Source organism: Streptococcus infantis (genome assembly GCF_019929665.1).
GTDB classification, from domain to species: Bacteria; Bacillota; Bacilli; order Lactobacillales; family Streptococcaceae; genus Streptococcus; species Streptococcus infantis_H.
In genome coordinates this window covers 141,852-168,320 of sequence record NZ_JAHZPZ010000002.1, presented here as the reverse complement: position 1 = coordinate 168,320, position 26,469 = coordinate 141,852, and the positions used below count along the sequence as shown (strand labels likewise).

Here is a 26,469-nt window from a genome sequence, read left to right as displayed (position 1 = left end):
ACTTTTTATGATAAAATAAGAAAAAGTATTGTCAGTATGAGGGCCGGTATGAAATTAAAAACAAACATTAAGTACTTAAATGGTAGTATTCGCGTACCTGGGGATAAGTCCATTAGTCATCGCTCTATCATTTTTGGAAGCTTAGCTGAGGGTGAGACTAAGGTTTATGATATCCTACGTGGAGAAGATGTCTTATCAACTATGCAAGTTTTTCGCGATCTCGGCGTTGAGATTGAGGACAAGGACGGTGTCATTACCATTCAAGGTGTTGGCATGGATGGTTTGAAAGCTCCTCAGAATGCTCTAGATATGGGAAATTCTGGGACCTCTATTCGTTTAATTTCAGGTGTCCTTGCTGGTGCAGACTTTGAAGTAGAGATGTTTGGGGATGACAGTCTTTCTAAACGCCCAATGGATCGTGTAACCCGTCCTTTGAAAAAAATGGGAGTTACAATTTCAGGTCAAACAGAGCGAGACTTGCCACCGTTGCACTTAAAAGGAACAAAAAACTTAAGACCTATTCGATACGAATTGCCAATTGCCTCTGCTCAAGTCAAGTCAGCCTTGATTTTTGCGGCTTTGCAGGCTCAAGGTCAGTCAGTCATTATCGAGAAGGAGTGCACTCGTAATCACACAGAAGATATGCTACGTCAATTTGGTGGAGAGTTAAGTGTCAATGGTAAGAAAATCACTGTTCAAGGGCCACAGAAACTTAGTGGACAAACGGTTGTCGTACCAGGAGATATTTCTAGTGCAGCCTTTTGGTTAGTAGCAGGTTTGATTGTGCCAAATTCTCGTGTCGTGCTGAAGAATGTCGGTATTAATGAAACACGTACAGGTATTATCGATGTTATCCGAGCTATGGGCGGGAAATTAGAGATTACTGATATGGATCCAATTGCCAAATCTGCAACCTTGACTGTCGAGACTTCAGAACTAAACGGGATAGAAATTGGCGGAGTCTTGATTCCACGTTTAATTGATGAATTGCCGATTATCGCGCTCCTTGCTACCCAAGCTCAAGGTCAAACAGTTATCAAAGATGCAGAAGAACTCAAGGTTAAAGAAACGGATCGCATTCAAGTTGTCGCAGATGCTTTAAATAGCATGGGAGCAACTATTACTCCTACAGCAGACGGCATGATTATCAAAGGGAAATCTACCCTCTATGGAGCCAAAGTCAACACCTTTGGAGACCATCGAATCGGCATGATGACAGCCATTGCAGCTCTCTTGGTTGCAGATGGAGAAGTTGAATTGGATCGTGCAGAAGCTATCAACACTAGCTATCCAAGCTTCTTTGATGATTTGGAGACTTTGATTCATGGCTAAGGTTTTACTAGGTTTTATGGGTTCAGGAAAAACTACTATTGCTAGACAGCTGGATTCTGACTTCGTAGATATGGATGCCTTGCTGGAAGGCCGACTGGGGATGCCGATTGCTCGTTTCTTTGAAGAAAAAGGAGAGGCTGCCTTCCGCCAGGTGGAATCAGAAGTTTTAGCTGACTTACTAAAAACAAACCAGGTCGTGTCTACTGGTGGAGGAGTGGTCATTTCTCAGAAAAATCGTGACTTGCTGAAGGAAAATTCCGACAATATTTATCTAAAAGCAGATTTTGAGACCCTTTACCAGCGAATTTCAGCTGATAAGGACAATCAACGTCCACTATTTTTAAAGAATAGCAAGGAAGATTTGGCAGCGATTTTTAATGAAAGACAGGCTTGGTATGAAGAAGTAGCTAGTCGAGTTGTAGATGTGGCAAGATTAAGCCCAGAAGAAATTATAGAGGAACTGAGATGAAAATTGCCTATCTAGGCCCTAAAGGATCTTTTTCGCACCATGTAGTGCAAACGGCTTTTCCTCATGAGGAACTAGAGCCTTTTTCAAATATTACGGACGTTATCAAGGCCTATGAACAAGGTTTGGTAGACTATTCAGTAGTACCAGTTGAAAATTCTATTGAAGGTAGTGTTCATGAGACCCTAGACTATCTTTTCCATCAAGCTCGGATTCAAGCAGTGGCTGAGATTGTGCAGCCAATCCATCAACAGTTGATGGCAGTGCCAGGGCAATCTAAAATTGAGAAAATCTTTTCTCATCCGCAGGCATTAGCCCAAGGGAAGAAATTTATCGATGAGCATTATCCAGATGCTCAATTAGAAGTAACGGCCAGTACAGCCTATGCTGCTCGCTACGTTTCCGAACATCCAGATCAGCCTTTTGCGGCCATTGCCCCCAAAAGTTCGGCTGGAGAATATGGTTTGGAATTAATTGCTCAAGATATTCAAGAGATGGAAGCCAATTTCACTCGCTTTTGGGTGTTAGGTCCCAAGGCACCGCAAATGCCCTTGAATGCAAATGCTAAGAAAATGAGTCTAGCCTTGACCTTGCCAGATAATCTTCCAGGTGCATTATATAAGGCGCTTTCTACTTTTGCTTGGCGTGGGATTGACCTAACTAAGATTGAGAGTCGCCCCCTAAAAACAGCACTAGGTGAGTACTTTTTTATCATTGATGTGGACTATGCTGATAAAGAATTGGTCCATTTTGCTCAAAAAGAATTAGAAACCATTGGGATCCACTATAAAGTACTAGGAGCTTACCCTATCTATACCATACAGGATAAAGGGAAGGAGAAGGAATGACTAGAGAAAATCCTCTGACACACCATGAGAAACTACGTTACGACTATCTATTAAAAAACATCCACTATCTAAATGATAAAGAAAAGAGAGAGTTTGCTTTTTTACAAGCTAAGCTGGATGGTCAACAAGAAGCTCGTTCAGTTGTCGTAGAAGAAGCAGAAAGCCAAGACTATACAGAACCTAACACAGGGCTTCCGAGTTATACTAATCGAAGTCGAGCTAGTCGACGTACTAGTCTACCGCAACCAAAAGCTAAGATTCCTAAGCAGAAGAAACCAAAGAAAAAAAGAGTCTTTCGCTTTAAACGCATACTTGCTTGGTTAGGAATGCTGTTGCTTTGTGCTGCAGTAGGAATGATTTTTATGTTCTTGAAAGGTTTCCAGTCAGCCAATCCGAATGGCTCAAGCGGGTCGAAAGATGCCAAGGCTGCCCAAGTTGAAGTTTTCAATGGACAGGATACAAGAGATGGTGTCAATATTCTTATCTTAGGAACAGATGGCCGTATTGGACAGAATAGTTCAGAAACACGGACAGATTCTATTATGGTTCTCAATGTAAGTGGTAAGGATAAAAAACTTAAGCTTGTAAGTTTTATGCGTGATAACCTAGTTTATATTGATGGTTATAGCCAAGTTATTAACGGACAAAAACAAGCTGACCATAAGTTGAACTTGGCCTACGAATTGGGGGAACAAGAAGGAAAACAAGGGGCTGAAATGGTGCGTAAGGTCCTCAAAGATAACTTTGATTTAGACATCAAATACTATGCCCTTGTTGATTTCCAAGCTTTTGCGACTGCCATTGACACCCTTTTCCCTAATGGTGTGACTATTGATGCTCAATTTTCAACTCTAAATGGAGTTCCAGTTACAGAAGCTACAGTCGGTGATGACTTGCATGCGACAGAAACCGAATCACCTACACAAACCATTAAAGTCGGAACGCAACAAATGAATGGTTCAACTCTTCTCAACTATGCACGTTTCCGTGATGATGATGAAGGGGACTATGGACGCACTCGTAGACAGCAACAAGTCATGACAGCTGTTTTACAGCAAATTAAAGATCCTACAAAACTTTTCACAGGTTCAGAAGCACTTGGTAAAGTATTCGCTATGACATCTACAAACCTTCCTTATACCTTCTTATTGACCAACGGATTATCCGTCCTTGAAGGAGGTCAGAACGGTATTGAAAGACTAACAGTACCGGAACTTGGAGACTGGGTAGATGACTATGATGTCTATGGAGGCCAAGCCCTTCGAGTGGATCAAAAAGCTTACCAGAATAAGCTAGCCCAAATGGGATTCAGATAAAAAAATTAATTAAAATCAAAGCTTTAAACATCTAACTAAATGGATGTCTCAGGCTTTGATTTTTCACATGGTTAGATGGATTTTTTGACCATTTTTATGGTATAATGAAATGATGTAATTCTATAGAAGAGGATGAGAATGAGATGAGTGATTTAAAGGCAATTCAAGCCCGTAGCTTAGAGATGGCTGAATATTTTGTCGCCTTTTGTAAAGAACATGGATTGCTCTGTTATTTGTGTGGCGGAGGAGCTATTGGAGCTTTACGAAATAAAGGTTTCATCCCTTGGGATGATGATTTGGACTTCTTTATGCCACGAAAGGACTATGAAAAACTAGCAGAGTTATGGCCTCAATATGCGGATGAGCGTTACTTCCTATCAAAGAGTTCTAAAGACTATGTAGACCGTAACCTCTTTATCACCATTCGTGATAAGGAGACGACTTGTATCAAGCCTTATCAACAAGATTTGGATCTTCCCCACGGCTTGGCTTTAGATGTTCTTCCCTTGGACTACTACCCTAAAAATCCAGTAGAGCGCAAGAAACAAGTCCGCTGGGCTTTGATTTATTCTCTATTTTGTGCACAAACCATTCCAGAAAAGCATGGAGCTCTCATGAAGTGGGGTAGTACCATTTTACTAGGGTTGACTCCTAAATCGCTTCGCTATCGTATCTGGAAAAAGGCTGAGAAAGAAATGACCAAGTATGGACCAGCTGAAAGTGATGGCATTACAGAATTATGTTCAGGGCCAGGATACATGAAGAAAAAGTATCCAATTCAGGCCTTTGAAGACAACATCTTCCTACCTTTCGAGGGAACAGAAATGCCTATTCCGGTCGGCTATGATGCTTATCTTAGCACAGCTTTTGGTGACTATATGACACCACCTCCAGCTGACAAGCAAGTACCTCACCACGATGCCATAATAGCAGATATGGATAAGAGCTATAGAGAATATAAGGGAGAGTATGGTGGATAAGAAAAAAATTCTATTTTTTATGTGGTCCTTCTCTCTAGGTGGAGGTGCAGAAAAAATCTTATCAACGATTGTTTCAAACTTGAATCCGGAAAAGTATGATATTGACATTCTTGAAATAGAACATTTTGATAAAGGATACGAACCAGTACCTGAAAATGTGAGAATTTTAAAATCCTTACAAGATTACTGTCAACCAAGATGGTTAAGAGCACTACTGTGGAGATTGAGAATTTATTTCCCAAGATTAATAAGACGCTTACTTATAAAAGATCAATATGATGTAGAGGTTTCCTTTACTATTATGAATCCTCCTCTTTTATTTTCTAAACGACAAGAAGTGAAGAAGATTTCTTGGATTCATGGAAGTGTTGAAGAATTTTTAACAGATCGTTCGAAGCGTGATTCTCATAGACGACAATTGGATGCTGCTGATAGGATAGTAGGAATTTCAAAGAAAACCAGCAATTCTATCAAAGAAGTTTATCCAGATTACTCACAGAAATTAGTAACAGTCTATAATGGTTACGATTTTGAAAGTATTTTGGAAAAATCAAAAGAAAAGATTGCTATTGAGATAGCTCCTCAAAGTATCTGTACCATTGGACGTATTGAGGAAAATAAAGGTTCTGACCGAGTAGTAGAAGTTATACGACTTTTGCACCAACAAGGTAAGAAATATCACCTCTACTTTATAGGTGCTGGAGAGATGGAAAGTGAATTGAAAAAAAGAGTGCTGGAATACAAACTTGAAGACTACATTCATTTTTTAGGCTATCAAAAGAACCCTTATCAGTATCTCTCTCATATGAAAGTCCTATTATCCATGTCCAAACAGGAAGGTTTTCCTGGGGTCTATGTTGAGGCCTTGAGTCTAGGGGTTCCCTTTGTGTCTACCAAGGTTGGCGGAGCAGAAGAATTATCTCAGGAAGGTCGATTTGGTAAAATCATTGAAAGCAATCAAGAAGCAGCTCAAGCAATTGATAACTACATGACATGTGTATCAAGCTTTGATGTTAACAAAGCTAGCCAATTTATTCAGCAATTTACAATTGCTAAACAAATTGAACAAGTAGAAAAACTACTAGAGGAGTAGCATGGAAACTACATTAATTAGTGTCATTGTTCCAGTCTATAATGTGGCGCAATACCTTGAAAAATCAATAGCATCCATTCAGCAACAAACCTATAAAAATCTCGAAATTATTCTTGTTAATGATGGGGCGATAGATGAAAGTGGTCGCTTGTGTGAACAAATTGCTGAGCAAGATGAAAGAGTTTTGGTCTATCACAAAGAAAATGAAGGACTATCTCAAGCTCGAAATGATGGATTGAAGCAAGCCCACGGGGACTATGTTATTTTTATAGATTCGGACGATTATATTCATCCTGAAATGATTGCTAGCTTATATCAACAATTAGTCAAAGAAGATGCGGATGTTTCCAGCTGTGGTGTTATGAATGTCTATGCCAATAGTGAGAGTCCGCAAACTGAAAATCAGGATGATTATTTTGTATGTGATACTGAAACATTCCTTAGAGAATATTTAATTGGTGAGAAAATACCTGGTACTATTTGTAACAAACTCATCAAAAAGAAAATTGCAGCACAGTTAACTTTTCCAAAGGGCTTGATTTATGAAGATGCCTACTATCATTTTGAACTCATTAAAGTAGCTAAAAAGTATGTTGTTAATACCAAACCGTACTATTATTATTTCCATCGAGGAGACAGTATTACTACCAAACCATATGCGGAAAAGGACTTAGCCTACATTGATATTTATCAAAAATTTTATACTGAAGTTGTTAAGGAATATCCAAACTTAACAGAAGTAGCTTTCTTTAGACTTGCATATGCACATTTCTTTATCTTGGATAAAATGCTTCTAGATGATAATTTCAAAGGGTTTAAAGACTATCCAAAGATTTATGGCTATTTAAAAAAACATGCCTTTGCTATTTTCAAAAATACCATTTTTAGAAAAGGAAGACGTATTAGTGCTTTAGCTTTGTCTGTAAATGTAAGATTGTATAGAATATTATTGTTTAAAAATATTGAGCAGTCGAAAAAAATTAATTAGAAAAGGAGGGCCTGAGATGGTTGATGGCAAACGAATGTTTCTAACGGTTACGATTCTAAGCTATATCGTAACCATAATAAGCGGAATCACTTATTTGTTTACCAGTAACAACGTAGGACTTCTGACAACTTTGCTTTTGCTCTTAATTAGCAGTCTGCTACTTTGCTGGAATAATATCAAATACTATTTGATTCACTTTATATTCTTTATCACAATTTTTATATTTTTGGTATCCAGACCCACCATTGATTATTTTAGAGATGGAGCGCTAGACACCTATCAACCAATTGCTTATCGATTTGCTTTCCTAGTTGTTATTGTTTCTATCTTAGGATTGACTATAGGTAGCTTTATAGCGAATTATTATCTTGCTCGAAAAAGCAAGGCTCCTGTAAAAGTAGAAAAAACAGTTAATATCAATTATATAAAAAAATTACGTTTTGTTTCATTGAGTGTATTTTTACTCACCTATCCATTTTATTTTCTTAGACTATTTGAGCGCTTGCTATACCGTTTGCAAACTTCTTATTACAATTATTATGCAAATTTTGAAAGCCAATTGCCCTACTTTACCTATATCTTATCGACTTTCACGGTTTATGCCATGTGTGTTTACTTAGCAACTAAACCTAAAAAGTCACATGCGACAATGGTTTTAGTTGCCTATATCGTGGCTAACTTGATTCACTTAGTAATTGGTACTAGAAATCCCTTTATTCTAAGTTTGATTTTTGCCTTTGTTTACTACTTTATGCGTGAACAAACGGAGAAAGGTAAATGGATCGGTTTCAAAGAAAAAATGGCTATTTATCTTGGAACACCTGTTCTCATGCTTGCGATGGGAGCATTAAACTATGTTCGTGATAATGCTCAAGTGTCCCATAGTGGAGTTTTTGATTTATTACTCGATTTCATTTATAAACAAGGAACTAGTTTTGGAGTTTTAGCGAGAGGATTCCTGTACAATAGTAGTCTTCCTTATAGAGACTTCCGAAATTTCACTTTTGGTCCGGTTGTTGACTATTTTGCGAGAGGTAGTATCGGAATCATATTTGGTGCCAAACCATTTGAACATACGACAAATAGTATTGAACTAGCGATTGATAGTAATAGTTATGCCCACAATCTGTCCTATCTCGTTCTAAACAAAGAATATCTAAGAGGCCATGGTATTGGAAGTAGTTATATCATGGAATTGTATACTGATTATGGTATGTTGGGACTATTTCTACTAAGTATCTTACTTGGTATGCTCTTTATAGCTATGTTGCAAGTGGCATATCGCTCAAGAACAATCTTATTTGCATTATCTTTGCTAATCTTGAATAATTTATTCTTTATGCCTAGAAGTAGCTTTTCAGAGAGTTTCTTTAATCTTTTTACAATGCAATTCTGGGGAATTGTTCTTATTATCATTTTCGTGGCAAAAATGCTTACAAAAGAAAATCATCACTTAATCAAAAAAGGGGAAATACATGTTTGAACATTATTCTGTAGCTGATTTGTTCGCAAATCTTTATAAAAAACGTAAAGTGAATTTGCTAGCTTTACTAGCCTTATTTGCTCTCATAGCTGTACCATTTACTTTAAAAGCTGTAAAAAATAAAAATACAGTCAAAGATTCTACTAGTTATTCTACTTATATCACCTATAAGATAACTGCTCCAGAAACATCATCAAAAACAATTTTGAATCATCAAGTTGGTGGCTATAGTGACTTCTATGCAAAACTAATTGATGGTAATCTCAATGGCGCCTTTCTTTTCAATGATGTTGATTCTGATAAGATGAAAGAAATTGCAAAAGATTTAGATACTACAGAAACAGCATTGAAGAATTCTGCAAGTGACTATTGGACAAAAAAATTAACGATTAACCCATTGATTGATGATGCAGGTGTAACTGTTAAAATTTTAACTCCAAGTAAGGAAGTGAATGATTTCCTTGAAAGCAAGTTTGATTCATTGATTGACAAATTCAAGTCTATCTATACAGACGTTAAGATTGAAAAACTTGAAACAGTTAACTCTAAAGAATTGACTCCGAATGGAGAAGTTGCTCTTGGCTTTAACTTGAAAAATCTTATCTTACGCTTAGTGATTATTGGTATTCTCTGTGTCATCTTGGTTATCTTGGCAAATGTTCTAGTATATCTTTTCAATCCAACTATTAATCGTGCAGGTGATTTTTCAACTTATCAAGTAGACTTGGTTTCAACTATTACCACTGTTGAAAATCTTTCTGAACTATTGAGTTACAAGTGTCAAGGTCAACCCCTAGCAATCGTAAGTTCAGATAATCGTATTTTGAATAAATTACAAGCAGAATACAAACTGAATCTTGAAGGAGTTCAGTTTGTCAATTTGAAAAATATCAAGGATCTTTTAGCATTTGAGAATATTTTATTCGTAGAAGAATATGGTGTCACTCGATATAAAAAATTTGAAGAAAGTATGCAAGAAGTGAGAAATCTAAATCGTTCAGTTTTAGGTGTGATTTCTTTTGCGCTCTAATGATTTGATATACATAAAGAATTAAAAATCATCCAAGGCAAAGGAGGACTAGAATAGTCCTCCTTTGTCTTTGGGAAAAATTCAGATTTGACAGAATGATGTAGAAAAGTCTTCCTAGAGGATTTGGATAAGATTTCGTCAGGGAGGACAAACATGGCTTGAGGAACAGATTTCCCAGCCAAATAGGTTTTTTAACTAACTTTATGATATAATAAATCAACGAGGTAAATTGAATGAAAAGTATAAAATTAAATGCCCTGGCTTATATGGGTATTCGTGTTTTAAATATTATTTTCCCAATTTTGACGGGTACTTATGTTGCGCGTGTTCTAGATCGAACAGACTATGGTTATTTCAACTCTGTTGATACCATCCTGTCTTTTTTCTTACCCTTTGCAACCTATGGAGTCTATAATTACGGCCTTCGAGCTATTAGTAATGTAAAAGATAATAAGAAGGAATTAAATAAAGTCTTTTCAAGTCTTTTTTATTTGTGTGTAGCTTGTACGATTATTACAAGTGCCGTCTATCTTTTATCATATCCTTTATTCTTTAATAGTAATCCTGTCATACAAAAGATTTTTTTGGTAATGGGGGTTCAACTCATTGCACAAATATTCTCAATCGAATGGGTGAATGAAGCGCTTGAGAATTATAGTTTTTTATTTTATAAAACAGCATTCATCCGCATTCTCATGTTGGTATCCATCTTTGTGTTTGTAAAAAATGAGCATGATATTGTTATCTATACACTGATTATGAGTCTTTCAACTCTGATCAATTACCTCATTAGTTATTTTTGGATAAAAAGAGATATCCAGTTTGTAAAGGTTTCTTTGGGGGAATTTAAACCTCTCTTTCTTCCTTTGACAGCCATGCTAATCTTTGCCAATGCCAATATGTTATTCACCTTCCTTGATCGTCTCTTTTTGGTAAAAACCGGAGTTGATGTAAATGTCAGTTATTATACGATGGCACAACGGATTGTAACGGTTATCGCAGGTGTTGTTACAGGTGCGATTGGAGTCAGTGTTCCTCGCTTGAGCTACTATCTAGGTATTGGAAAAAAAGAAGAGTATGTAAATTTGGTGAATCGAGGAAGTCGCATTTTCAACTTCTTCATCATTCCACTTAGTTTTGGGTTGATGATTTTAGGGCCAAATGCAATCCTTTTGTATGGTAGTGAGAAGTATATTGGTGGTGGCATATTGACATCCCTCTTTGCTTTTCGTACCATTATTCTTGCCCTAGATACTATTTTAGGCTCTCAAATTCTCTTTACAAATGGATTTGAAAAAAGAATTACAGTTTATACCTTATTTGCAGGTGGACTAAACCTAGTTCTTGATAGTCTCCTCTACTTTAATAACATTATTACACCGGAGTATTATTTGATTACGACGATGTTATCGGAAAGTTTTCTCCTAATACTTTACGTTATCTTTATTCATAAGACCAAGCTCATTAATCTAGGACATATCTTCAAATATACGGTGCGTTATTCTCTTTTCGCATTGACATTTGTCCCAATCTATTTTTTAGTTAATGTTGTTTATCCGGTCAAGATGGTTATCAACCTACCTTTCTTAATCAATATGGTGATCATCATGGCCTTATCAGCTCTTAGCTATATTGCTTTACTCGTTTGGACCAAAGATAGTATCTTTTATGAATTTTTAGGTCATGTCATCTCGCTCAAAAAACGTATTAAAAAATCTTAGGAGGAATAGATGAGAAGATTAAGTATAGAAGAGGCTAAACAAATTGAACTCGATATTTTAGCTTTTATTGACTCGTTTTGTAAAAAGTATGATATTGATTATTTTATCAATTATGGCACCCTGATTGGAGCTATTCGTCACAAGGGTTTTATCCCCTGGGATGATGATATAGACCTCTCTATGACACGTGAAAACTACGAACGTTTTATCCAGTTATTCACTAAAGAACAATCGAAATATAAGATTTTAGCCTTAGAAACTGATGATCGCTATTATAATAATTTTATTAAGGTTGTAGATTCAACAACAAAGATAGTGGATACACGAAATACTAAGACGTATGATTCTGGAATTTTCATTGATATTTTTCCAATGGATTCTTTCAACAATCCTAAAGTTATCGATGTTTGCTATAAGTTGGAAAGTTTTAAATTATTATCCTTTAGTAAGCATAAGAATATTGTTTATGGAGATAGTAAGTTAAAAGACTTGATTCGTTCCTTCTTCTGGTTTATCCTTCGTCCTATTTCTCCACGTTATTTCGCGAGTCAAATTGAACAGCAAATTCAAAAGTATAGGGTAAAAGATGGTAAATATATCGCTTTTATTCCTTCCAAATTTAAGGAAAAAGAAGTCTTTGCCAAAGAAGTATTTGAAGATTTGATTGAAGTTCCTTTTGAACATTTATTGCTTTCAGCACCGAAACAATACGATGCTATTTTGAAGCAGTATTATGGTGAATATATGACTCTCCCACCAAAAGAAAAACAGTTTTATAGTCACGAATTTGAAGCCTATAAATTGGAGGATTAAATGCAGTACTTAGAAAAAAATGAGATTAAAGAAATTCAACTAGGTATTTTGGACTATGTTGATGAAATTTGTAAAAAAAATGACATTCCTTATTTCCTTAGCTATGGAACCATGTTGGGAGCTGTTCGTCATAAGGGAATGATTCCTTGGGATGATGATATCGATATTTCACTGTATAGAAAAGACTATGAGCGTCTATTAAAAGCGATTGAGGAAGACCAACATCCTGTATATCGAGTCCTTTCCTACGATACTTCTTCATGGTATTTCCATAATTTTGCAGCTGTTTTAGATACAACAACAGTTATTGAAGATAACGTAAAATACAAGCGTCATGATACAAGTTTGTTCATTGATGTTTTTCCGATTGATCAATTTTCAGATTTGAGTATCGTTGACAAGAGCTATAAATATGTTGCCTTGCGTCAGCTTGCCTATATCAAAAAAGAACGTGCTGTTCATGGAGATAGCAAATTAAAAGACTTCCTCCGTTTGTGTACATGGTATCCTCTTAGGCTTGTTAATCCGAGATATTTCTATAAGAAAATAGATCAATTAGTTAAAAATAGTGTGACAGAAAATCCTGCTTATGAAGGAGCTGTTGGAGTTGACAAAGAAGGAATGAAAGGTGTTTTTCCAATAGATACTTATAAAGAATTAATTTTAACAGAGTTTGAAGGAAGAATGATGCCAATTCCTAAAAACTATGATGCCTTTCTAACACAGATGTATGGTGATTATATGACTCCGCCATCAAAAGAAATGCAGGAATGGTACAGCCATGGTATAAAAGCTTATCGAAAATAATCATTGCCTAAACTTTTATAAATAGAAAAGTTAACAGAATGTTCAATTAAATAAAGAGAAGTATAATTTATATGAATAATTTAAAAATAAACAGTCTAGTATTATACAGTTGTTTTCTATATACCTTAGTGATACTAACTTTATCAAAACCTGTTTTTGCTGATACTATTTCTACTGGTGGAGGTAATAAGATTCATTTTATTAATTTGAAATCAAAGTCAGGAAGTGATGCTATTCTCTTAGAAAGCAATGGACATTTTGGTTTAATTGATGTGGGTGAAGACTATGATTTTCCAGATGGAAGTAATCTACTCTATCCAGACCGTTGGGGAATTAGTAGGGAGAATGAAGACACAATAGAGGACAGACTTTTCCGACATTTAAAACAAGTTGGTGTTAAAAAATTAGATTTTGTTTTAGGAACCCATGTTCATAGTGATCATATTGGTACTGCAGATGAAGTTTTAAAACGCTACCCTGTTGACAGATTTTATCTCAAAAAATATTCAGACGAACGTATTACAACACAGTGGAGATTGTGGGATAATCTCTATAACTATGATAATGCAGTGAGAACAGCTCTAGAACGTGGTGTAACTCTTATCCAAGATATTTCTGATAAGGATAGTCATTTTAAATTGGGCAATATGGATATTCAACTATACAATTATAAAAATGAGTATGGTCCTGATGGGAAATTAAAAAGAGTCTATGATGATAACTCTAACTCAATTGTCGCGGTAGTGAATGTAGCAGGCAAGAAAATATATCTAGGTGGAGACTTAGATAATGATCAGGGTGCTGAAGATAGATTAGGTCCTGTAATTGGTAAAGTAGATATGATGAAATGGAATCATCATTTTGATGCTACAATTTCAAACACAGTTAACTTTATTGAAAATCTGTCACCGAGCATAGTTGTTCAAACAAGTGGATTAGATATCAATCGTCAATCAACAACTAATTTGCTCCGAGAAAAAAATATACAAACAATCAAGGCTTATAGTAAGACCAAAGATGCGACAGTATTTGATATTAGCGATAGTGGTTTTTCCAATGTATCAGATTCTTTCCCTGATATTCCCACAGTATCAGAAAAGTGGTATAAGGAAGATGGCTACTGGAAATATCGTCTATCTGATAATCAAATGGCTATCGGATGGAAAAAAATTAATGGGGTCTACTATTTCTTTAATGGACAAGGTCAAATGCAGGCTGATAGATGGCTTCATCTGAAAGATTCTAAAGAAAAAATAGATGGAAACTGGTACTACCTCAAGAAAGATGGAAGCATGCAGGAATCAGGTTGGTTTAAACATGATGGGGCTTGGTACTATATCACATGGTCTGGTGCTAGAACATACAATGAACTAGCTGAAATTGGTGGTCAAAAATATCTCTTTGATAAAGACGGTAAAATGCTGACTGGCTTACAAGTCTTTAATGGCAAGAAGATGTTCTTTGCAAGTAATGGTAGCTTACAGGCTCAAGGAAGGGCTTCTAGTTGGCAAAAGATTGGGGTAAGCTGGTATTATTATGATGGAGAAGGTGTTCCTTCAGTTGGTCTGAAAAAAATTAATGGAAAGACCTACTACTTTGACAACTATGGAATCATGAAAACTGGCTGGGTCTTCCTTGATGGTCATTGGAACTATTTTACTAGCGATGGGGATATGAAAACTGGCTGGGTCAAAGACAAAGATATCTGGTATTATCTAGATAAAGACGGTGTCATGCTAACAGGCCTTCAAGAGATTAATGGTTCTCGCTATTATCTCAATGCAAGTGGCGCTATGCAGACAGGTTGGAAATGGCTCGATAACCATTATTACTACTTCGTAAGCAGTGGAGCCATGAAGACAGGTTGGCTCAAAGATAAGGACGTCTGGTATTATCTAGATAAAGACGGTGTCATGTTAACAGGATTCCAAGAAATCGATGGTTCTCGCTATTATCTCAATGCAAGCGGCGCTATGCAGACAGGTTGGAAATGGCTCGATAACCATTATTACTACTTCACAAGCAGTGGAGCGATGAAGACTGGCTGGTTAAAAGATAAGGACACGTGGTACTATCTAGATAAAGAAGGTATCATGCTAACAGGCCTTCAAGAGATTGATGATTCCCGTTATTACCTTAACACAAGCGGAGCTATGCAAACTGGTTGGAAATGGTTCAATAACCATTATTACTACTTCACAGGAAGTGGTGCCATGAAGACTGGTTGGTTCAAAGACAAAGGTCTTTGGTACTATCTAGATAAAGAAGGTATCATGCTAACAGGCCTTCAAGAGATAAATGGGGCACGCTATTACCTCAATGCAAGTGGTGCCATGGAAACTGGTTGGAAACAACTGAATGGTAACTGGTACTATTTCCAAACAAATGGTTCTCTCCTAAGAAATGGAACAAGTCCTGACGGGTACAAGCTCAATGCAGATGGAATTTGGACGACTGTTACAACCGAGGAAACAACTCAGGAACGAACTGTGGCAAATAGTCAGGGGCACATTTTCGAAACAACAGAAGTAGAGAGAACACAACAAACAGAAAGCTCATCTGTTACGTCTGAGGAAAAAAATCAATCTACTGAACCTAAGACACAAACGAGCCAAGAAAATAATTAAGTTTCTAACTGATTTTTAATTAAATTTTTCTACAATAAAAACACCTATAAAGCTTAAGTTTTATAGGTGTTTTGTTAACTTCGTTTGATTTTTGCACGAACTAGATCTATTGCATAGTGAAGTGTTTTATCTTTGATAATAAAGAATTCTAAATCATAATTTAGTGTTCTATACTAGATATCAATGAACATTCCAACGCCATTCTTTTGATAAAATCATTTAAATCTTGTATAATAGATAGAACTGAAAGTATGAGGTTACGAACTATGAAAATGAAACAAATCAGTGATACGACTTTAAAAATCACGATGTCTTTAGAAGATTTGATGGATCGTGGGATGGAAATCGCAGACTTTCTCGTTCCACAAGAAAAAACAGAAGAGTTCTTCTACGCCATTCTGGATGAGTTAGAGATGCCAGACAGTTTCTTGGATACAGGTATGCTTAGCTTCCGAGTGACACCGAAGCCTGATAAGGTCGACGTCTTTGTAACCAAGTCTAAGATTGACCAAAATTTGGATTTTGAGGATTTGGCAGACCTTCCCGACATGGATGAACTAGCAAAAATGTCTCCAGATGAGTTTTTGAAAACATTAGAAAAAACCATGGCAGAGAAAACTAAAGAAGACATTGAAGCTATCCAATCTTTAGAGCAGGTTGAAAAAGAGGAAGAAGCAGCGATTGATGAAATTGCTGAGGTGGATGAAGGGAAAAGAGAACCTTATATCTACTACATCCTACGCTTTGACGACTTAACTAGTTTGGTTTCTTTTGCGAAAACCGTTGATTACCAAATGGAGACTTCAGAACTTTACAAAATGAACGACCAATACTATCTAACAGTCTTGGTTGATGTAGAAGATCATCCAAGTCTTTATCCAGCTTGGTTATTGGCTCGCATGCGTGAGTTTGCTGATGATAGTGATATCAGCCGTTCAGTTCTCCAAGAATACGGTCAAATCATCATCAATCACGATGCCGTCCAAGGACTCCAGAAAGTTTGAAGTATTTAAAAAAAAGACAGAGAAATAGAATTCTCTGTTTTTTTCGTTTTAGATTTGGATTTGATTAGGCTTAGACTATATGATAATTTTTGTAAACTCAATTGAGGTGCTATAGATAAATACTTTCTATTACGTCACTTAGCTTGCTAAAATAATGAAAAAACGATATCATAGAAAGAAATAAGCGAGGTAAAGTATGGACCAAGGACAATTACAAAAAGAGGTAGAGGAAATCCTAGAAGATGTATTAGCAAAAGCTTCTCTCCATGAAGGATCTATCTTCGTTTTAGGGCTTTCTTCTAGTGAAGTGATAGGAGGACATATTGGAAAAGCCTCCAGTCAAGAAATTGGGGAACTAATTGTCGAAAAGATTTTAGACATCCTATCATCTAAAGGGATCCATCTTGCTGTTCAAGGATGTGAACATGTAAATCGAGCCCTTGTAGTAGAGAGAGAAGTTGCCATCAAATACCATTTGGAAATAGTCAGTGTACTACCTACATTACATGCTGGAGGTTCTGGTCAATTGGCGGCCTTTCGGTATATGAAAGACCCAGTTGAAGTCGAATTTATAAAAGCAGATGCAGGTCTGGATATTGGTGACACTTCTATAGGCATGCATGTCAAACATGTTCAGGTGCCTATTCGACCAATTTTGAAAGAGATTGGTCAAGCTCATGTAACTGCACTTGCTAGTCGTCCCAAGCTTATTGGAGGAGCGCGTGCACAATATCCCCAAGATTTTATAAGAAAAATATAGATAAAAAGTTGAAAGCTCTCGTCTGCTAAGCAGGTGGGAGTTTTCTTGTCATCAAGAAGCGCTATTAGTTTCCGAGCAGATTCCAAGTATTTTTAGAAAGGTAGGTATATAATAGAGCTATGAAATCGTTATCTATATTCATATATCTAATAAGAAAGGTGATGGAAATGAAAAAATGGCAAGCAACTGTATTGGTCTGTGCTAGTCTGGTCTGTCTATCGGCTTGTAACAATCAAACGACGAGCGAGGCTGATAAACAAAATGGGGACAAACAAGCGCAAGTTAGCTCTCAGGTAGCAAAAAAAGGAGAAGAAGTTCCAGATTTTGAGCTTACGGGAGTTGATGGTAAAACTTATCGCCTATCAGATTACAAAGGCAAAAAAGTCTATCTCAAATTTTGGGCATCTTGGTGTTCTATTTGTCTAGCCAGCCTCCCTGATACAGATGAGCTGGCTAAAGAAGAAAGTGATGACTATATCATCTTGACAGTTGTTTCTCCTGGACAAAAAGGAGAGCAAGCAGAAGGAGACTTCCAAAAATGGTATCAGGGTTTGGACTATAAAGCTTTACCAGTATTGCTAGATCCTTCGGGAAAACTCTTAGCAAGTTACGGAGTCCGTTCTTATCCGACTCAGGCCTTTATCGATAAAGAAGGCAAACTAGTTAAGACCCAGCCAGGTTTTATGGACAAAGAAACTATTTTAAAGACTTTAAAAAGCATAGATTAGAGGCTCATCATGAATGATAAATTAAAAATAATTGTATTCATAGGAATCATCATTTGCGTTATTATCGGACTTTTATTTCTTTGGGAAAAAAGAAGCGCAAGCTACACAGATACCACTCAAATCGAGAAGGCAGCAGTTAGTCAAGGACAAAAGGACAAGAAAAAAACTGAGCCAAGTAAAGATGCTGACCTACATGAAATTTATCTAGCGGGAGGCTGTTTCTGGGGAGTTGAAGAGTATTTTTCAAGAGTAGCAGGTGTGACAGATGCTGTTTCTGGCTATGCGAATGGTAGAGGAGAAACAACCCAGTATGAATTGATCGGCCAAACCGGGCATGCTGAGACTGTTCATGTGACCTACGATGCCAATCAAATTTCTTTAAAAGAAATCTTGCTCCATTATTTCCGCATTATCAATCCAATTAGTAAGAATAAGCAGGGAAATGATGTGGGGACTCAGTACAGAACGGGAGTCTACTATAAGGACGAGCAGGACCTAGAAGTCATCAATAAAGTCTTTGAGCAAGTTGCTCAAAAGTATGACCAGCCTCTAGCCGTTGAAAAGGAAGCCTTAAGAAATTTTATTGTGGCTGAGGACTACCACCAAGACTATCTCCAGAAAAATCCAAATGGATATTGCCATATCAACGTCAATCAAGCATCCTATCCTGTTATTGATGCGAGTAAATATCCAAAACCGAGTGACGATGAATTGAAAAAACTCCTCTCTCCTGAGGAGTATGCAGTGACTCAAAATAGTCAAACAGAACGGGCCTTTTCAAATCGTTACTGGGATAAATTTGAAGCAGGTATTTATGTAGATGTGGCGACAGGTGAACCCCTCTTTTCTTCGAAAGATAAATTTGAATCGGGCTGTGGTTGGCCAAGTTTTACCCAGCCTATCAGTCCAGATGTTGCGACCTACAAGGAAGACAAGTCTTATAATATGGTCAGAACAGAAGTCAGAAGCCGAACTGGTGATTCCCACTTAGGACATGTCTTTACAGACGGGCCTAAGGACAAGGGAGGGCTACGCTATTGTATCAATAGCCTGTCCATTCGCTTTATTCCTAAGAATCAAATGGAAGAAAAGGGTTATGGTTATTTGTTAGATTATGTTGAGTGAACGTGATATTCTTAAAAAGAGTTTACTAAAAATGTTTTGGATTCATATTTGATTTTTTTAGAAGTGTTGACTTTAATATTTGAAGCCTAATTGCTCTTAAATAAAGATATTTTTAAATAAAAGAAAAAAATTATCAAAAAACGATAAAAAAGTGTTGCATTTCAAAAAAATTATGCTATACTAGATATATCGAAAAACGATAATAAGTTTTCGAGTAGTAACAAAAAGAGCTCATTTGTTGGTAAAACTAAAAATATTTTATAAAAGAGGAAATCATCATGAAAAAAACTACATCAACTAAAATCGTAAACTTTACTAAATCACTTGTTACACTAGGCTCTAATTTCGGAATCTTTACCCTCAGTTTCTTTAGTATTGCTTCCTTAGTTCTTTTCCTTGGTCAATTTGATATCAGCCAACTAATGCCTGAAGGTGGAGAGGTAACAAGGTCAGGCTACGAAGCGTGGGGAGGGGTTAATGCCTTTGTTCTAACCTTTGTTGCTGGTAATACACTTCTGACTTATGGCCTTATCAAATTAAAACAGTTTGCTAAGAACTTTAAGGAAAGCGATCTTTTTGAAGATACAACCATTTCATTCTTGAAAAAAGGTGCAGTTCTAATGACACTAGTAGGAGCAATCCAAGGTATTACAGAACTTATTTTGAATCCTGCCCACATCATTTTTAACTTCTCGATTGCAGCATTTTTGTTTATTGCTAGCTTGGTGCTTACTTCAATCAAAAATCAATTTTCAGATAAAGTAGCATAATGCATGTACGTAACACTTACTAATATTGTATAATATAGTAGAGATTAGAAACGAGGTTTTGAAATTAATGTCTAAGAAAAATTCCTACTTACCATTTGCTTTAGGTTTTATTAATATCCTACTTTTTATCTTGGGAGTGTCTTTGGTTATATCCATCCTTTTAACAGTTTTCAATGTAACTGAGATTAACCTATTTAACCTTGGGACTATTTCCTTAAAACCTGATATGGTGAATACTTCAATACTAGTGAGTGCTTTGTCCTTTATCAATAGCTTTATCATTCTGTTTGTACTATTTTGTGTTAGACAGTTCTTCCAAAATATTATTCATGAACAGATTTTTACAAGTTATAATGTCAAACTTGCTAATCGTATCTCTATTTCCCTCTTTATTGCCTCATTTCTAGGAGATGGTATTTTGACACTCAATGGTTATTCATTTCTGAATATAACTTTCATGGTTACTGCTCTCGTTGTTTGGACAATTGGTAAAGTCCTTGAAAAAGCAAACGAAATTGCAGAAGAAAATGAGTTTACAATTTAGAGAAAGGAGAATATCACATGATTGTTATTAATCTAGATGTCGAATTAGCAAAGAAAAAAATGCGTTCAGGAGATTTAGCAGAACGTGTAGGTATTACTCCCGCAAATCTTTCAATACTGAAAACAGGTAAGGCTAAGGCTATACGTTTTTCAACGCTAGAAGCCATTTGTAAAGAACTTGGGTGCCAACCTGGTGATATATTGGAATATGTGCCAGATTAAAAAGTGGTTCAGCATAAGCTGAACCTTTTTATTTTGTTAAATTATATAAAGAATTCTAAAACATTTCCTGATAATCTGATAAAAAATACTGACTAGATAAATTCTAGGGACCTTCTTATTTATGGTATACTTAGGATATGCATAGAAAAACAGTGATTGATTTTAGGGCTTTGGGCGAGAGATACACCTTTACCCAGCCTATCAAAGAGTTAAAAACCAGAGATTTAGCAGAAGTGGCGGACTTATTAGCACAAGTGGAAAGCTACCAAGAACAGGGCTATTATGTAGTTGGTTATGTTAGTTATGAAGCAGCACCTGCTTTTGAGGAAAAATTAGCAGTACACTCAGGTCCCTTGTTAGGAGAGTATCTCCTCTATTTCACTATTCATGATAGTGTAGAAAAATCCAGTATCCCTCTGACTTATGAGGAGGTGGATTTGCCATCAAATTGGCAGGAAGTAACATCTGCTGAGGACTATGAAAAGGCGATTGCCCAAATTCACCATCATTTAAGACAAGGAGATACCTATCAGGTCAATTATACTGTCCAACTCAAGCAGAATTTAAGTGCTAATCCTTTTGCCATTTACAATCGTATGGTGGTGGAGCAGGAAGCGGGATATAATGCCTACGTAGAGCATGATGATATGGCAGTGATTTCCATGAGTCCTGAACTCTTTTTTGAGCAAAATGGTCGTGAGTTGACGACTCGTCCTATGAAGGGGACGACTAAACGTGGTTTGAATAACGATGACGACTTGAAAGAGGCGGCTTGGTTGGAACAGGATCCCAAAAATCGTTCAGAAAACATGATGATAGTGGATCTCTTGCGCAATGACATGAATCGTATTTCTGAGGTTGGTAGTGAGCATGTGGAGCGTTTATGCCAAGTGGAGCAGTATTCTACGGTGTGGCAGATGACTTCGACTATCAAGAGTCAGTTACGACCGGATGTTGATCTAGTAGAAATCTTCCGTTCGCTTTTTCCATGTGGCTCCATCACAGGAGCTCCCAAGATAGCGACCATGGAAATTATCAAGGACTTGGAACCCCAACCCAGAGGAGTTTACTGTGGGACATTTGGACTCTTACTTCCCAATGGTATACGGATTTTCAACGTAGCCATTCGAACCATTCAACTGCATGGAGGGCAAGCCATCTATGGTGTCGGAGGTGGCATCACTTGGGATAGTACTTGGGAGTCAGAATACCGTGAAGTCCAGCAAAAAGCAGCGGTTCTTTATCGAAAACAGCCTTGTTTTCAGCTGATTACGACAGGGAAAATCAACCAGAAAAAATTGCTCTTTGAAAAGCAACATCTAGAAAGATTGCAAAAGGCTAGTCGTTATTTTGCCTTTCCATTTGACCAAGAAGTTTTGAGACAAAAAATAGAGAAGGAGTACCAGTCTTGTGACATCTGTCAAGATTATCGGATACGAATCAGTCTCAGCAAATCTGGAGAGATTGAAATTGAACGACAAGTATTGACACCACTTAGCTCTAACTTTTGTCAGGCCAAACTTTGTCTACAAGAAGCTGATTTGGAGCAGGCCTTTACCTACTTTAAGACGACACACCGACCACATTTGACAGTGGGAGAGCAGGAAATCATCTATCACACTGCTGATGGAAAATTGCTTGAAACCTCTATTGGAAATCTGGTCTTGAAAATGGATGGCAAGCTCTATACACCTCCTAGTCAGCTAGGCCTGTTACCAGGGATTTATCGCCAGCATTTACTTGAAAGCGGGCAAGTAGAAGAGAAGGTCTTGACCGTAGAAGATTTGAAACAGGCAGAGGTCATTTATGCCTGCAATGCGGTTAGGGGCTTGTATGAGTTAAAAATATAATGGCTATTAAATATTATTTGTGAACATTAAATATTGAAATTGAAATAAAGTTAAGCATTTGATATAATGTAGGCGTCATTAAATTTAAAAATAGGGATAGTTTAAGATGAAATCAAAAAAATATATAGTAACAAGCATAGCGACAGCAACACTTGGACTTGCTTTGCTTACAGATACAGCAGGTATGTCCCCTTTTTCAATACAGCAAGTTTCTGCTCAAGAAAAGAGTACGCCTAAGAATGGTAACGTAAAAGAAAATAATTTACCTAAGCAATCAGAGAAGCCTAAAGATAGTGCTCCAAAACAATCAGAGAAGCCTAAAGATAGTGCTCCAAAACAATCAGAGAAGCCTAAAGATAGTGCTCCAAAACAATCAGAAAAACCTAAATCTAGCGCTCCAAAACAAACAGAGAAGCCTAAATCTAGCGCTCCAAAACAGTCAGAGAAGCCTAAATCTAGCGCTCCAAAACAAACAGAGAAGCCTAAATCTAGCGCTCCAAAACAAACAGAGAAGCCTAAATCTAGCGCTCCAAAGCAAACAGAGAAGCCTAAATCTAGCGCTCCAAAACAATCAGAAAAGCCAAAAACTAGCACTCCAAAACAAACAGAGAAGCCTAAATCTAGCACTCCAAAGCAATCAGAGAAATCCAAAGGTACTGCACCAAAGCAATCTGATAAACAAAAAAATACGACACCTAAACAGGATAAGCCAAAGTCTACAGTCCAATCTGGCTGGGTAGGGTCTTCGTACTATGAAAATGGTGTTAAAGTCACTAATAAGTGGATTTTTGATAAAAAAGCTAATTCTTATTTCTACCTAAATGCTTCGGGAAACGCTGTCCGAAATGCTTGGGTAGGGAATTACTATCTTAAATCAGATGGTAAGAGGGCAAAAAGCGATTGGATCTATGATAAAAATTCTGGTTCTTATTACTATTTGACAGCTGAAGGAAGTTCTGCCCGTAATAAATGGATAGGAAATTACTATCTAAAATCAGACGGTAAGATGGCCAAGAATGAATGGGTAGATGGTGGCCGTTACTATGTTGAATCAGATGGTAAAATGGCTAGGGATAAATGGGTAGATGGTGGCCGTTACTATGTGGGATACAATGGTGTATGGCAACCAAAACCAGCAGTCGGGAATCAGTACAATGCTGCTTTAACTAAAGCAAAAAGCTATAATTCGGCTTTACATATGTCAAAAAAAGCTCTTTATGAACAGTTAACATCACAAGTTACACATGGTTTTTCAAGCTCAGCAGCACAGTATGCCATTGATCACTTGAACGCAGATTACAAAGCAAATGCCTTAGTTAAAGCAAGAGAATACCGAAAATACAGTAATTTATCAAAAACAGAAATTTATAACAGGCTAACTTCTCCTTGGATTGGAAAATTTACAAAAGAAGAAGCAAACTATGCCATTCAACATTTAGGTGACTAATTTTTACAAATAGTGAAGCAAATGAGATGTTTTAATATTGGCTTTTAACACGCAAACCTTTGCACAAATCTGACGATTTTGTTATACTATGTCTGTAAGCATTTCCATTAATAAATATAAAGGAGAAAAAGATGAGTCAAAAGATTATTGGGATTGACCTAGGTGGAACATCTGTCAAGTTCGCAATTTTAACTCAAGAAGGAGAAATCCAAGAAAAATGGTCTATCAAGACTAACATTTTGGATGAAGGGAGCCATATCGTAGACGATATGATTGAATCAATTCAACATCGTTTTGAATTGCTTGGATTGGCTGCGGCAGATTTCCAAGGGATTGGTATGGGTTCACCTGGTGTGGTTGATCGTGAAAATGGAACTGTTATCGGAGCCTATAATCTCAACTGGAAAACTCTTCAACCGATCAAAGAGAAAATGGAAAAAGCCTTGGAAATTCCATTCTTCATCGATAATGATGCCAACGTGGCGGCTCTTGGTGAGCGCTGGATGGGTGCTGGTGAAAACCAACCAGACGTTGTTTTTATGACTCTGGGTACAGGTGTTGGTGGCGGTATCGTGGCAGAAGGTAAATTGCTTCACGGTGTTGCTGGTGCTGCTGGTGAGCTTGGTCACATCACTGTTGACTTTGACCAACCAATCGCATGTACCTGTGGTAAAAAAGGCTGTCTTGAGACAGTAGCTTCTGCAACAGGGATTGTCAACTTGACTCGTCGTTATGCAGATGAATACGAAGGCGATGCAGCCTTGAAACGCTTGATCGACGACGGTGAAGAAGTAACTGCTAAAACTGTCTTTGACTTGGCAAAAGAAGGGGACGATCTTGCTTTGATCGTTTACCGTAACTTCTCACGCTACTTGGGTATTGCATGTGCCAACATTGGTTCCATCCTAAACCCATCAACGATTGTTATCGGAGGTGGTGTATCAGCTGCAGGAGACTTCCTGCTTCAAGGCGTGCAAAAAGTTTATGATGAAAATACCTTCCCACAAGTTCGTACAACAACTAAGCTAGCTCTTGCAACTCTAGGAAATGACGCTGGAGTGATCGGAGCAGCATCTCTTGTCTTGCAATAAGAAACAAAAGAAGGAGAAAATCACTATCTTGAAGCGAGTGATTTTCCTCCTTTCTTTTTTTATGCTATACTAGTTAAGAATAAACGTTGAGGAGAGAGTAAATGACAAAAGCAGATAAGATTTTTAAAGAAAATATTGAGCGAATTCTCAATGAAGGAGTCTTTTCAGAACAAGCTCGTCCCAAGTATAAGGATGGAACAGTAGCTAACTCCAAGTACATTACAGGTGCTTTTGCGGAGTATGATTTGTCCAAGGGTGAATTTCCCATCACAACCCTACGTCCAATTGCTATCAAATCAGCTATCAAAGAAGTTCTTTGGATCTACCAAGACCAGACAAATAGCCTAGAAGTTCTCAATGACAAGTACAATGTTCACTACTGGAATGACTGGGAAGTTGGAGATACAGGGACAATCGGTGAGCGTTACGGGGCTGTTGTTAAAAAGCACGACATCATCAATAAAATCCTCAAACAGTTGGAAACTAATCCTTGGAACCGTCGCAATATCATCTCTCTCTGGGATTACCAAGCTTTTGAGGAAACAGACGGTCTTCTTCCATGTGCCTTTCAGACCATGTTTGATGTCCGTCGTGTAGATGGGGACATCTATCTGGATGCAACCTTGACCCAGCGTTCTAACGATATGCTGGTGGCCCACCATATCAATGCAATGCAGTATGTTGCGCTTCAAATGATGATTGCCAAACACTTTGGTTGGAAAGTTGGAAAATTCTTCTACTTTATCAATAACCTTCATATCTATGATAATCAATTTGAACAAGCTCAGGAATTGCTCCGTCGTGAACCTTCAAATTGCCAACCACGTTTGGTCTTGAATGTACCAGACAAGACCAACTTCTTTGATATTAAAGCAGAAGATTTTGAGTTGGTTGACTATGATCCAGTGAAACCTCAGTTGAAGTTTGATTTAGCTATTTAATACTCTTCGAAAATCTCTTCAAACCACGTCAGCGTCGCCTTACCGTAGATATATGTAACTGACTTCGTAAGTCATATCTACAATCTCAAAGCAGTGCTTTGAGCAACCTGCGGCTAGCTTCCTAGTTTGCTCTTTGATTTTCATTGAGTATAAAAGAACAGAAAAAAAGAAGTTGGAAAATCCAACTTCTTTTTATTAATTAGCGTGATACGCGACGGCGAGCTGCTTTTTTACGATTTTCTTCGATGAAAGCTGCTTTTTGTTCTTCTGGTTCAATCACTTTCTTTTTGAATGCGTATACTGCACCTGCAACAGCAGCAACAGTTCCTGCAACACCTGTTACGAGACCTTTAGCAAATCCTTTAGCCATGAGTCTTCCTCCTTTTATTTATAAATCAGACGGAAATAGCATAAGATATAGCATTTTTCTGCCTGTCTATTTTGTGATATAATAATAGTAACGAAAAAATGGGAATTTTTCAAG

Annotated in this window: 25 protein-coding genes; 24 read left to right on the top strand and 1 reads right to left on the bottom strand. The window is 37.1% G+C overall.

All coding sequences use genetic code 11. The features are described from left to right. Window positions 1-48: 48 nt before the first annotated feature. The 24 genes from aroA to K1I61_RS04045 all read left to right on the top strand — a co-directional run bounded on the left by aroA (window position 49) and on the right by K1I61_RS04045 (window position 25,985). Window positions 49-1,332, top strand: a complete 1,284-nt coding sequence (gene aroA / locus K1I61_RS04160) for a 3-phosphoshikimate 1-carboxyvinyltransferase (RefSeq protein WP_223333438.1) — start codon at window positions 49-51, stop codon at window positions 1,330-1,332. Beyond that, a complete protein-coding gene (locus tag K1I61_RS04155; RefSeq protein ID WP_223333434.1) occupies window positions 1,325-1,801 on the top strand; it encodes a shikimate kinase in 477 nt (158 codons plus the stop codon). The genes aroA and K1I61_RS04155 overlap by 8 nt, the downstream gene beginning before the upstream one ends. Further along, a complete protein-coding gene (pheA, locus tag K1I61_RS04150; RefSeq protein ID WP_223333433.1) occupies window positions 1,798-2,646 on the top strand; it encodes a prephenate dehydratase in 849 nt (282 codons plus the stop codon). The genes K1I61_RS04155 and pheA overlap by 4 nt, the downstream gene beginning before the upstream one ends. After that, window positions 2,643-3,962, top strand: a complete 1,320-nt coding sequence (locus tag K1I61_RS04145) for an LCP family protein (RefSeq protein WP_223333430.1) — start codon at window positions 2,643-2,645, stop codon at window positions 3,960-3,962. Before pheA ends, K1I61_RS04145 begins: the two co-directional genes overlap by 4 nt. A gap of 143 nt (window positions 3,963-4,105) precedes the next feature. Continuing rightward, window positions 4,106-4,942 carry a LicD family protein gene (locus K1I61_RS04140; RefSeq protein ID WP_223333427.1) on the top strand — a complete coding sequence of 279 codons (837 nt, stop codon included), beginning with the start codon at window positions 4,106-4,108 and terminating at the stop codon, window positions 4,940-4,942. Continuing rightward, window positions 4,932-6,035 (top strand): glycosyltransferase, encoded by a 1,104-nt coding sequence (locus tag K1I61_RS04135; protein WP_223333424.1) that lies wholly within the window; start codon window positions 4,932-4,934, stop codon window positions 6,033-6,035. The genes K1I61_RS04140 and K1I61_RS04135 overlap by 11 nt, the downstream gene beginning before the upstream one ends. Window position 6,036: 1 nt before the next feature. Next, window positions 6,037-7,023 carry a glycosyltransferase family 2 protein gene (locus tag K1I61_RS04130; RefSeq protein ID WP_223333421.1) on the top strand — a complete coding sequence of 329 codons (987 nt, stop codon included), beginning with the start codon at window positions 6,037-6,039 and terminating at the stop codon, window positions 7,021-7,023. A gap of 16 nt (window positions 7,024-7,039) precedes the next feature. Further along, window positions 7,040-8,506 (top strand): O-antigen polysaccharide polymerase Wzy family protein, encoded by a 1,467-nt coding sequence (locus K1I61_RS04125; RefSeq protein ID WP_223333418.1) that lies wholly within the window; start codon window positions 7,040-7,042, stop codon window positions 8,504-8,506. Further along, window positions 8,499-9,536: a teichoic acid biosynthesis protein TarQ gene (gene tarQ, locus K1I61_RS04120; RefSeq protein ID WP_223333415.1), complete on the top strand. Its 1,038-nt coding sequence runs from the start codon at window positions 8,499-8,501 to the stop codon at window positions 9,534-9,536. The genes K1I61_RS04125 and tarQ overlap by 8 nt, the downstream gene beginning before the upstream one ends. A gap of 233 nt (window positions 9,537-9,769) precedes the next feature. After that, window positions 9,770-11,257: an oligosaccharide flippase family protein gene (locus tag K1I61_RS04115; protein ID WP_223333413.1), complete on the top strand. Its 1,488-nt coding sequence runs from the start codon at window positions 9,770-9,772 to the stop codon at window positions 11,255-11,257. A gap of 9 nt (window positions 11,258-11,266) precedes the next feature. Further along, complete coding sequence (locus tag K1I61_RS04110) at window positions 11,267-12,070, top strand: LicD family protein (protein WP_223333404.1); 804 nt, start codon at window positions 11,267-11,269, stop codon at window positions 12,068-12,070. Beyond that, on the top strand, window positions 12,071-12,877 hold the full coding sequence (locus K1I61_RS04105; RefSeq protein ID WP_223333402.1) for a LicD family protein: 807 nt from the start codon (window positions 12,071-12,073) through the stop codon (window positions 12,875-12,877). A 71-nt stretch (window positions 12,878-12,948) separates the two neighbouring features. After that, on the top strand, window positions 12,949-15,504 hold the full coding sequence (locus K1I61_RS04100) for an MBL fold metallo-hydrolase (RefSeq protein ID WP_223333401.1): 2,556 nt from the start codon (window positions 12,949-12,951) through the stop codon (window positions 15,502-15,504). 266 nt (window positions 15,505-15,770) lie between these two features. Then, window positions 15,771-16,508, top strand: coding sequence for an adaptor protein MecA (gene mecA, locus K1I61_RS04095; protein ID WP_070678029.1), 738 nt, complete (start codon window positions 15,771-15,773; stop codon window positions 16,506-16,508). 196 nt (window positions 16,509-16,704) lie between these two features. Continuing rightward, window positions 16,705-17,268, top strand: a complete 564-nt coding sequence (locus tag K1I61_RS04090) for a TIGR01440 family protein (RefSeq protein ID WP_223333397.1) — start codon at window positions 16,705-16,707, stop codon at window positions 17,266-17,268. Window positions 17,269-17,435: 167 nt separating this feature from the next. Continuing rightward, window positions 17,436-17,996 carry a redoxin family protein gene (locus K1I61_RS04085; protein ID WP_223333395.1) on the top strand — a complete coding sequence of 187 codons (561 nt, stop codon included), beginning with the start codon at window positions 17,436-17,438 and terminating at the stop codon, window positions 17,994-17,996. A gap of 9 nt (window positions 17,997-18,005) precedes the next feature. After that, entirely contained in the window at window positions 18,006-19,121 is a 1,116-nt protein-coding gene (gene msrB / locus K1I61_RS04080) for a peptide-methionine (R)-S-oxide reductase MsrB (protein WP_223333392.1), read from the top strand. 278 nt (window positions 19,122-19,399) lie between these two features. Then, complete coding sequence (locus K1I61_RS04075; protein ID WP_223333388.1) at window positions 19,400-19,891, top strand: hypothetical protein; 492 nt, start codon at window positions 19,400-19,402, stop codon at window positions 19,889-19,891. A 67-nt stretch (window positions 19,892-19,958) separates the two neighbouring features. Continuing rightward, window positions 19,959-20,435: a DUF2975 domain-containing protein gene (locus K1I61_RS04070; protein WP_223333387.1), complete on the top strand. Its 477-nt coding sequence runs from the start codon at window positions 19,959-19,961 to the stop codon at window positions 20,433-20,435. A gap of 17 nt (window positions 20,436-20,452) precedes the next feature. Further along, a complete protein-coding gene (locus K1I61_RS04065) occupies window positions 20,453-20,656 on the top strand; it encodes a helix-turn-helix domain-containing protein (RefSeq protein WP_004252288.1) in 204 nt (67 codons plus the stop codon). Between the two features lie 137 nt (window positions 20,657-20,793). Further along, on the top strand, window positions 20,794-22,506 hold the full coding sequence (gene pabB / locus K1I61_RS04060; RefSeq protein ID WP_223333386.1) for an aminodeoxychorismate synthase component I: 1,713 nt from the start codon (window positions 20,794-20,796) through the stop codon (window positions 22,504-22,506). A gap of 106 nt (window positions 22,507-22,612) precedes the next feature. Continuing rightward, entirely contained in the window at window positions 22,613-23,953 is a 1,341-nt protein-coding gene (locus K1I61_RS04055) for an Ltp family lipoprotein (protein WP_223333385.1), read from the top strand. 131 nt (window positions 23,954-24,084) lie between these two features. Next, window positions 24,085-25,044: an ROK family glucokinase gene (locus K1I61_RS04050; RefSeq protein WP_223333384.1), complete on the top strand. Its 960-nt coding sequence runs from the start codon at window positions 24,085-24,087 to the stop codon at window positions 25,042-25,044. A 101-nt stretch (window positions 25,045-25,145) separates the two neighbouring features. After that, window positions 25,146-25,985, top strand: coding sequence for a thymidylate synthase (locus K1I61_RS04045; RefSeq protein WP_223333382.1), 840 nt, complete (start codon window positions 25,146-25,148; stop codon window positions 25,983-25,985). A gap of 199 nt (window positions 25,986-26,184) precedes the next feature. Here the strand turns inward: K1I61_RS04045 and K1I61_RS04040 are convergent, their stop codons facing one another. Continuing rightward, window positions 26,185-26,355, bottom strand: coding sequence for a DUF3042 family protein (locus K1I61_RS04040; protein ID WP_001051780.1), 171 nt, complete (start codon window positions 26,353-26,355; stop codon window positions 26,185-26,187). Window positions 26,356-26,469: the final 114 nt, after the last annotated feature.

Bases quoted from the DNA above. Each gene is read 5' to 3' on its own strand.
- K1I61_RS04135 (WP_223333424.1), top strand. From the start codon at position 4,932: ATGGTGGATAAGAAAAAAATTCTATTTTTTATGTGGTCCTTCTCTCTA.
- K1I61_RS04130 (WP_223333421.1), top strand. From the start codon at position 6,037: ATGGAAACTACATTAATTAGTGTCATTGTTCCAGTCTATAATGTGGCG.
- K1I61_RS04140 (WP_223333427.1), top strand. From the start codon at position 4,106: ATGAGTGATTTAAAGGCAATTCAAGCCCGTAGCTTAGAGATGGCTGAA.
- K1I61_RS04070 (WP_223333387.1), top strand. From the start codon at position 19,959: ATGTCTAAGAAAAATTCCTACTTACCATTTGCTTTAGGTTTTATTAAT.
- K1I61_RS04045 (WP_223333382.1), top strand. From the start codon at position 25,146: ATGACAAAAGCAGATAAGATTTTTAAAGAAAATATTGAGCGAATTCTC.
- aroA (WP_223333438.1), top strand. From the start codon at position 49: ATGAAATTAAAAACAAACATTAAGTACTTAAATGGTAGTATTCGCGTA.
- K1I61_RS04040 (WP_001051780.1), bottom strand. From the start codon at position 26,355: ATGGCTAAAGGATTTGCTAAAGGTCTCGTAACAGGTGTTGCAGGAACT.
- K1I61_RS04085 (WP_223333395.1), top strand. From the start codon at position 17,436: ATGAAAAAATGGCAAGCAACTGTATTGGTCTGTGCTAGTCTGGTCTGT.
- K1I61_RS04075 (WP_223333388.1), top strand. From the start codon at position 19,400: ATGAAAAAAACTACATCAACTAAAATCGTAAACTTTACTAAATCACTT.
- K1I61_RS04145 (WP_223333430.1), top strand. From the start codon at position 2,643: ATGACTAGAGAAAATCCTCTGACACACCATGAGAAACTACGTTACGAC.
- K1I61_RS04065 (WP_004252288.1), top strand. From the start codon at position 20,453: ATGATTGTTATTAATCTAGATGTCGAATTAGCAAAGAAAAAAATGCGT.
- K1I61_RS04090 (WP_223333397.1), top strand. From the start codon at position 16,705: ATGGACCAAGGACAATTACAAAAAGAGGTAGAGGAAATCCTAGAAGAT.
- K1I61_RS04125 (WP_223333418.1), top strand. From the start codon at position 7,040: ATGGTTGATGGCAAACGAATGTTTCTAACGGTTACGATTCTAAGCTAT.
- pabB (WP_223333386.1), top strand. From the start codon at position 20,794: ATGCATAGAAAAACAGTGATTGATTTTAGGGCTTTGGGCGAGAGATAC.
- mecA (WP_070678029.1), top strand. From the start codon at position 15,771: ATGAAAATGAAACAAATCAGTGATACGACTTTAAAAATCACGATGTCT.
- tarQ (WP_223333415.1), top strand. From the start codon at position 8,499: ATGTTTGAACATTATTCTGTAGCTGATTTGTTCGCAAATCTTTATAAA.
- K1I61_RS04155 (WP_223333434.1), top strand. From the start codon at position 1,325: ATGGCTAAGGTTTTACTAGGTTTTATGGGTTCAGGAAAAACTACTATT.
- K1I61_RS04105 (WP_223333402.1), top strand. From the start codon at position 12,071: ATGCAGTACTTAGAAAAAAATGAGATTAAAGAAATTCAACTAGGTATT.
- K1I61_RS04110 (WP_223333404.1), top strand. From the start codon at position 11,267: ATGAGAAGATTAAGTATAGAAGAGGCTAAACAAATTGAACTCGATATT.
- K1I61_RS04100 (WP_223333401.1), top strand. From the start codon at position 12,949: ATGAATAATTTAAAAATAAACAGTCTAGTATTATACAGTTGTTTTCTA.
- msrB (WP_223333392.1), top strand. From the start codon at position 18,006: ATGAATGATAAATTAAAAATAATTGTATTCATAGGAATCATCATTTGC.
- K1I61_RS04115 (WP_223333413.1), top strand. From the start codon at position 9,770: ATGAAAAGTATAAAATTAAATGCCCTGGCTTATATGGGTATTCGTGTT.
- pheA (WP_223333433.1), top strand. From the start codon at position 1,798: ATGAAAATTGCCTATCTAGGCCCTAAAGGATCTTTTTCGCACCATGTA.
- K1I61_RS04050 (WP_223333384.1), top strand. From the start codon at position 24,085: ATGAGTCAAAAGATTATTGGGATTGACCTAGGTGGAACATCTGTCAAG.
- K1I61_RS04055 (WP_223333385.1), top strand. From the start codon at position 22,613: ATGAAATCAAAAAAATATATAGTAACAAGCATAGCGACAGCAACACTT.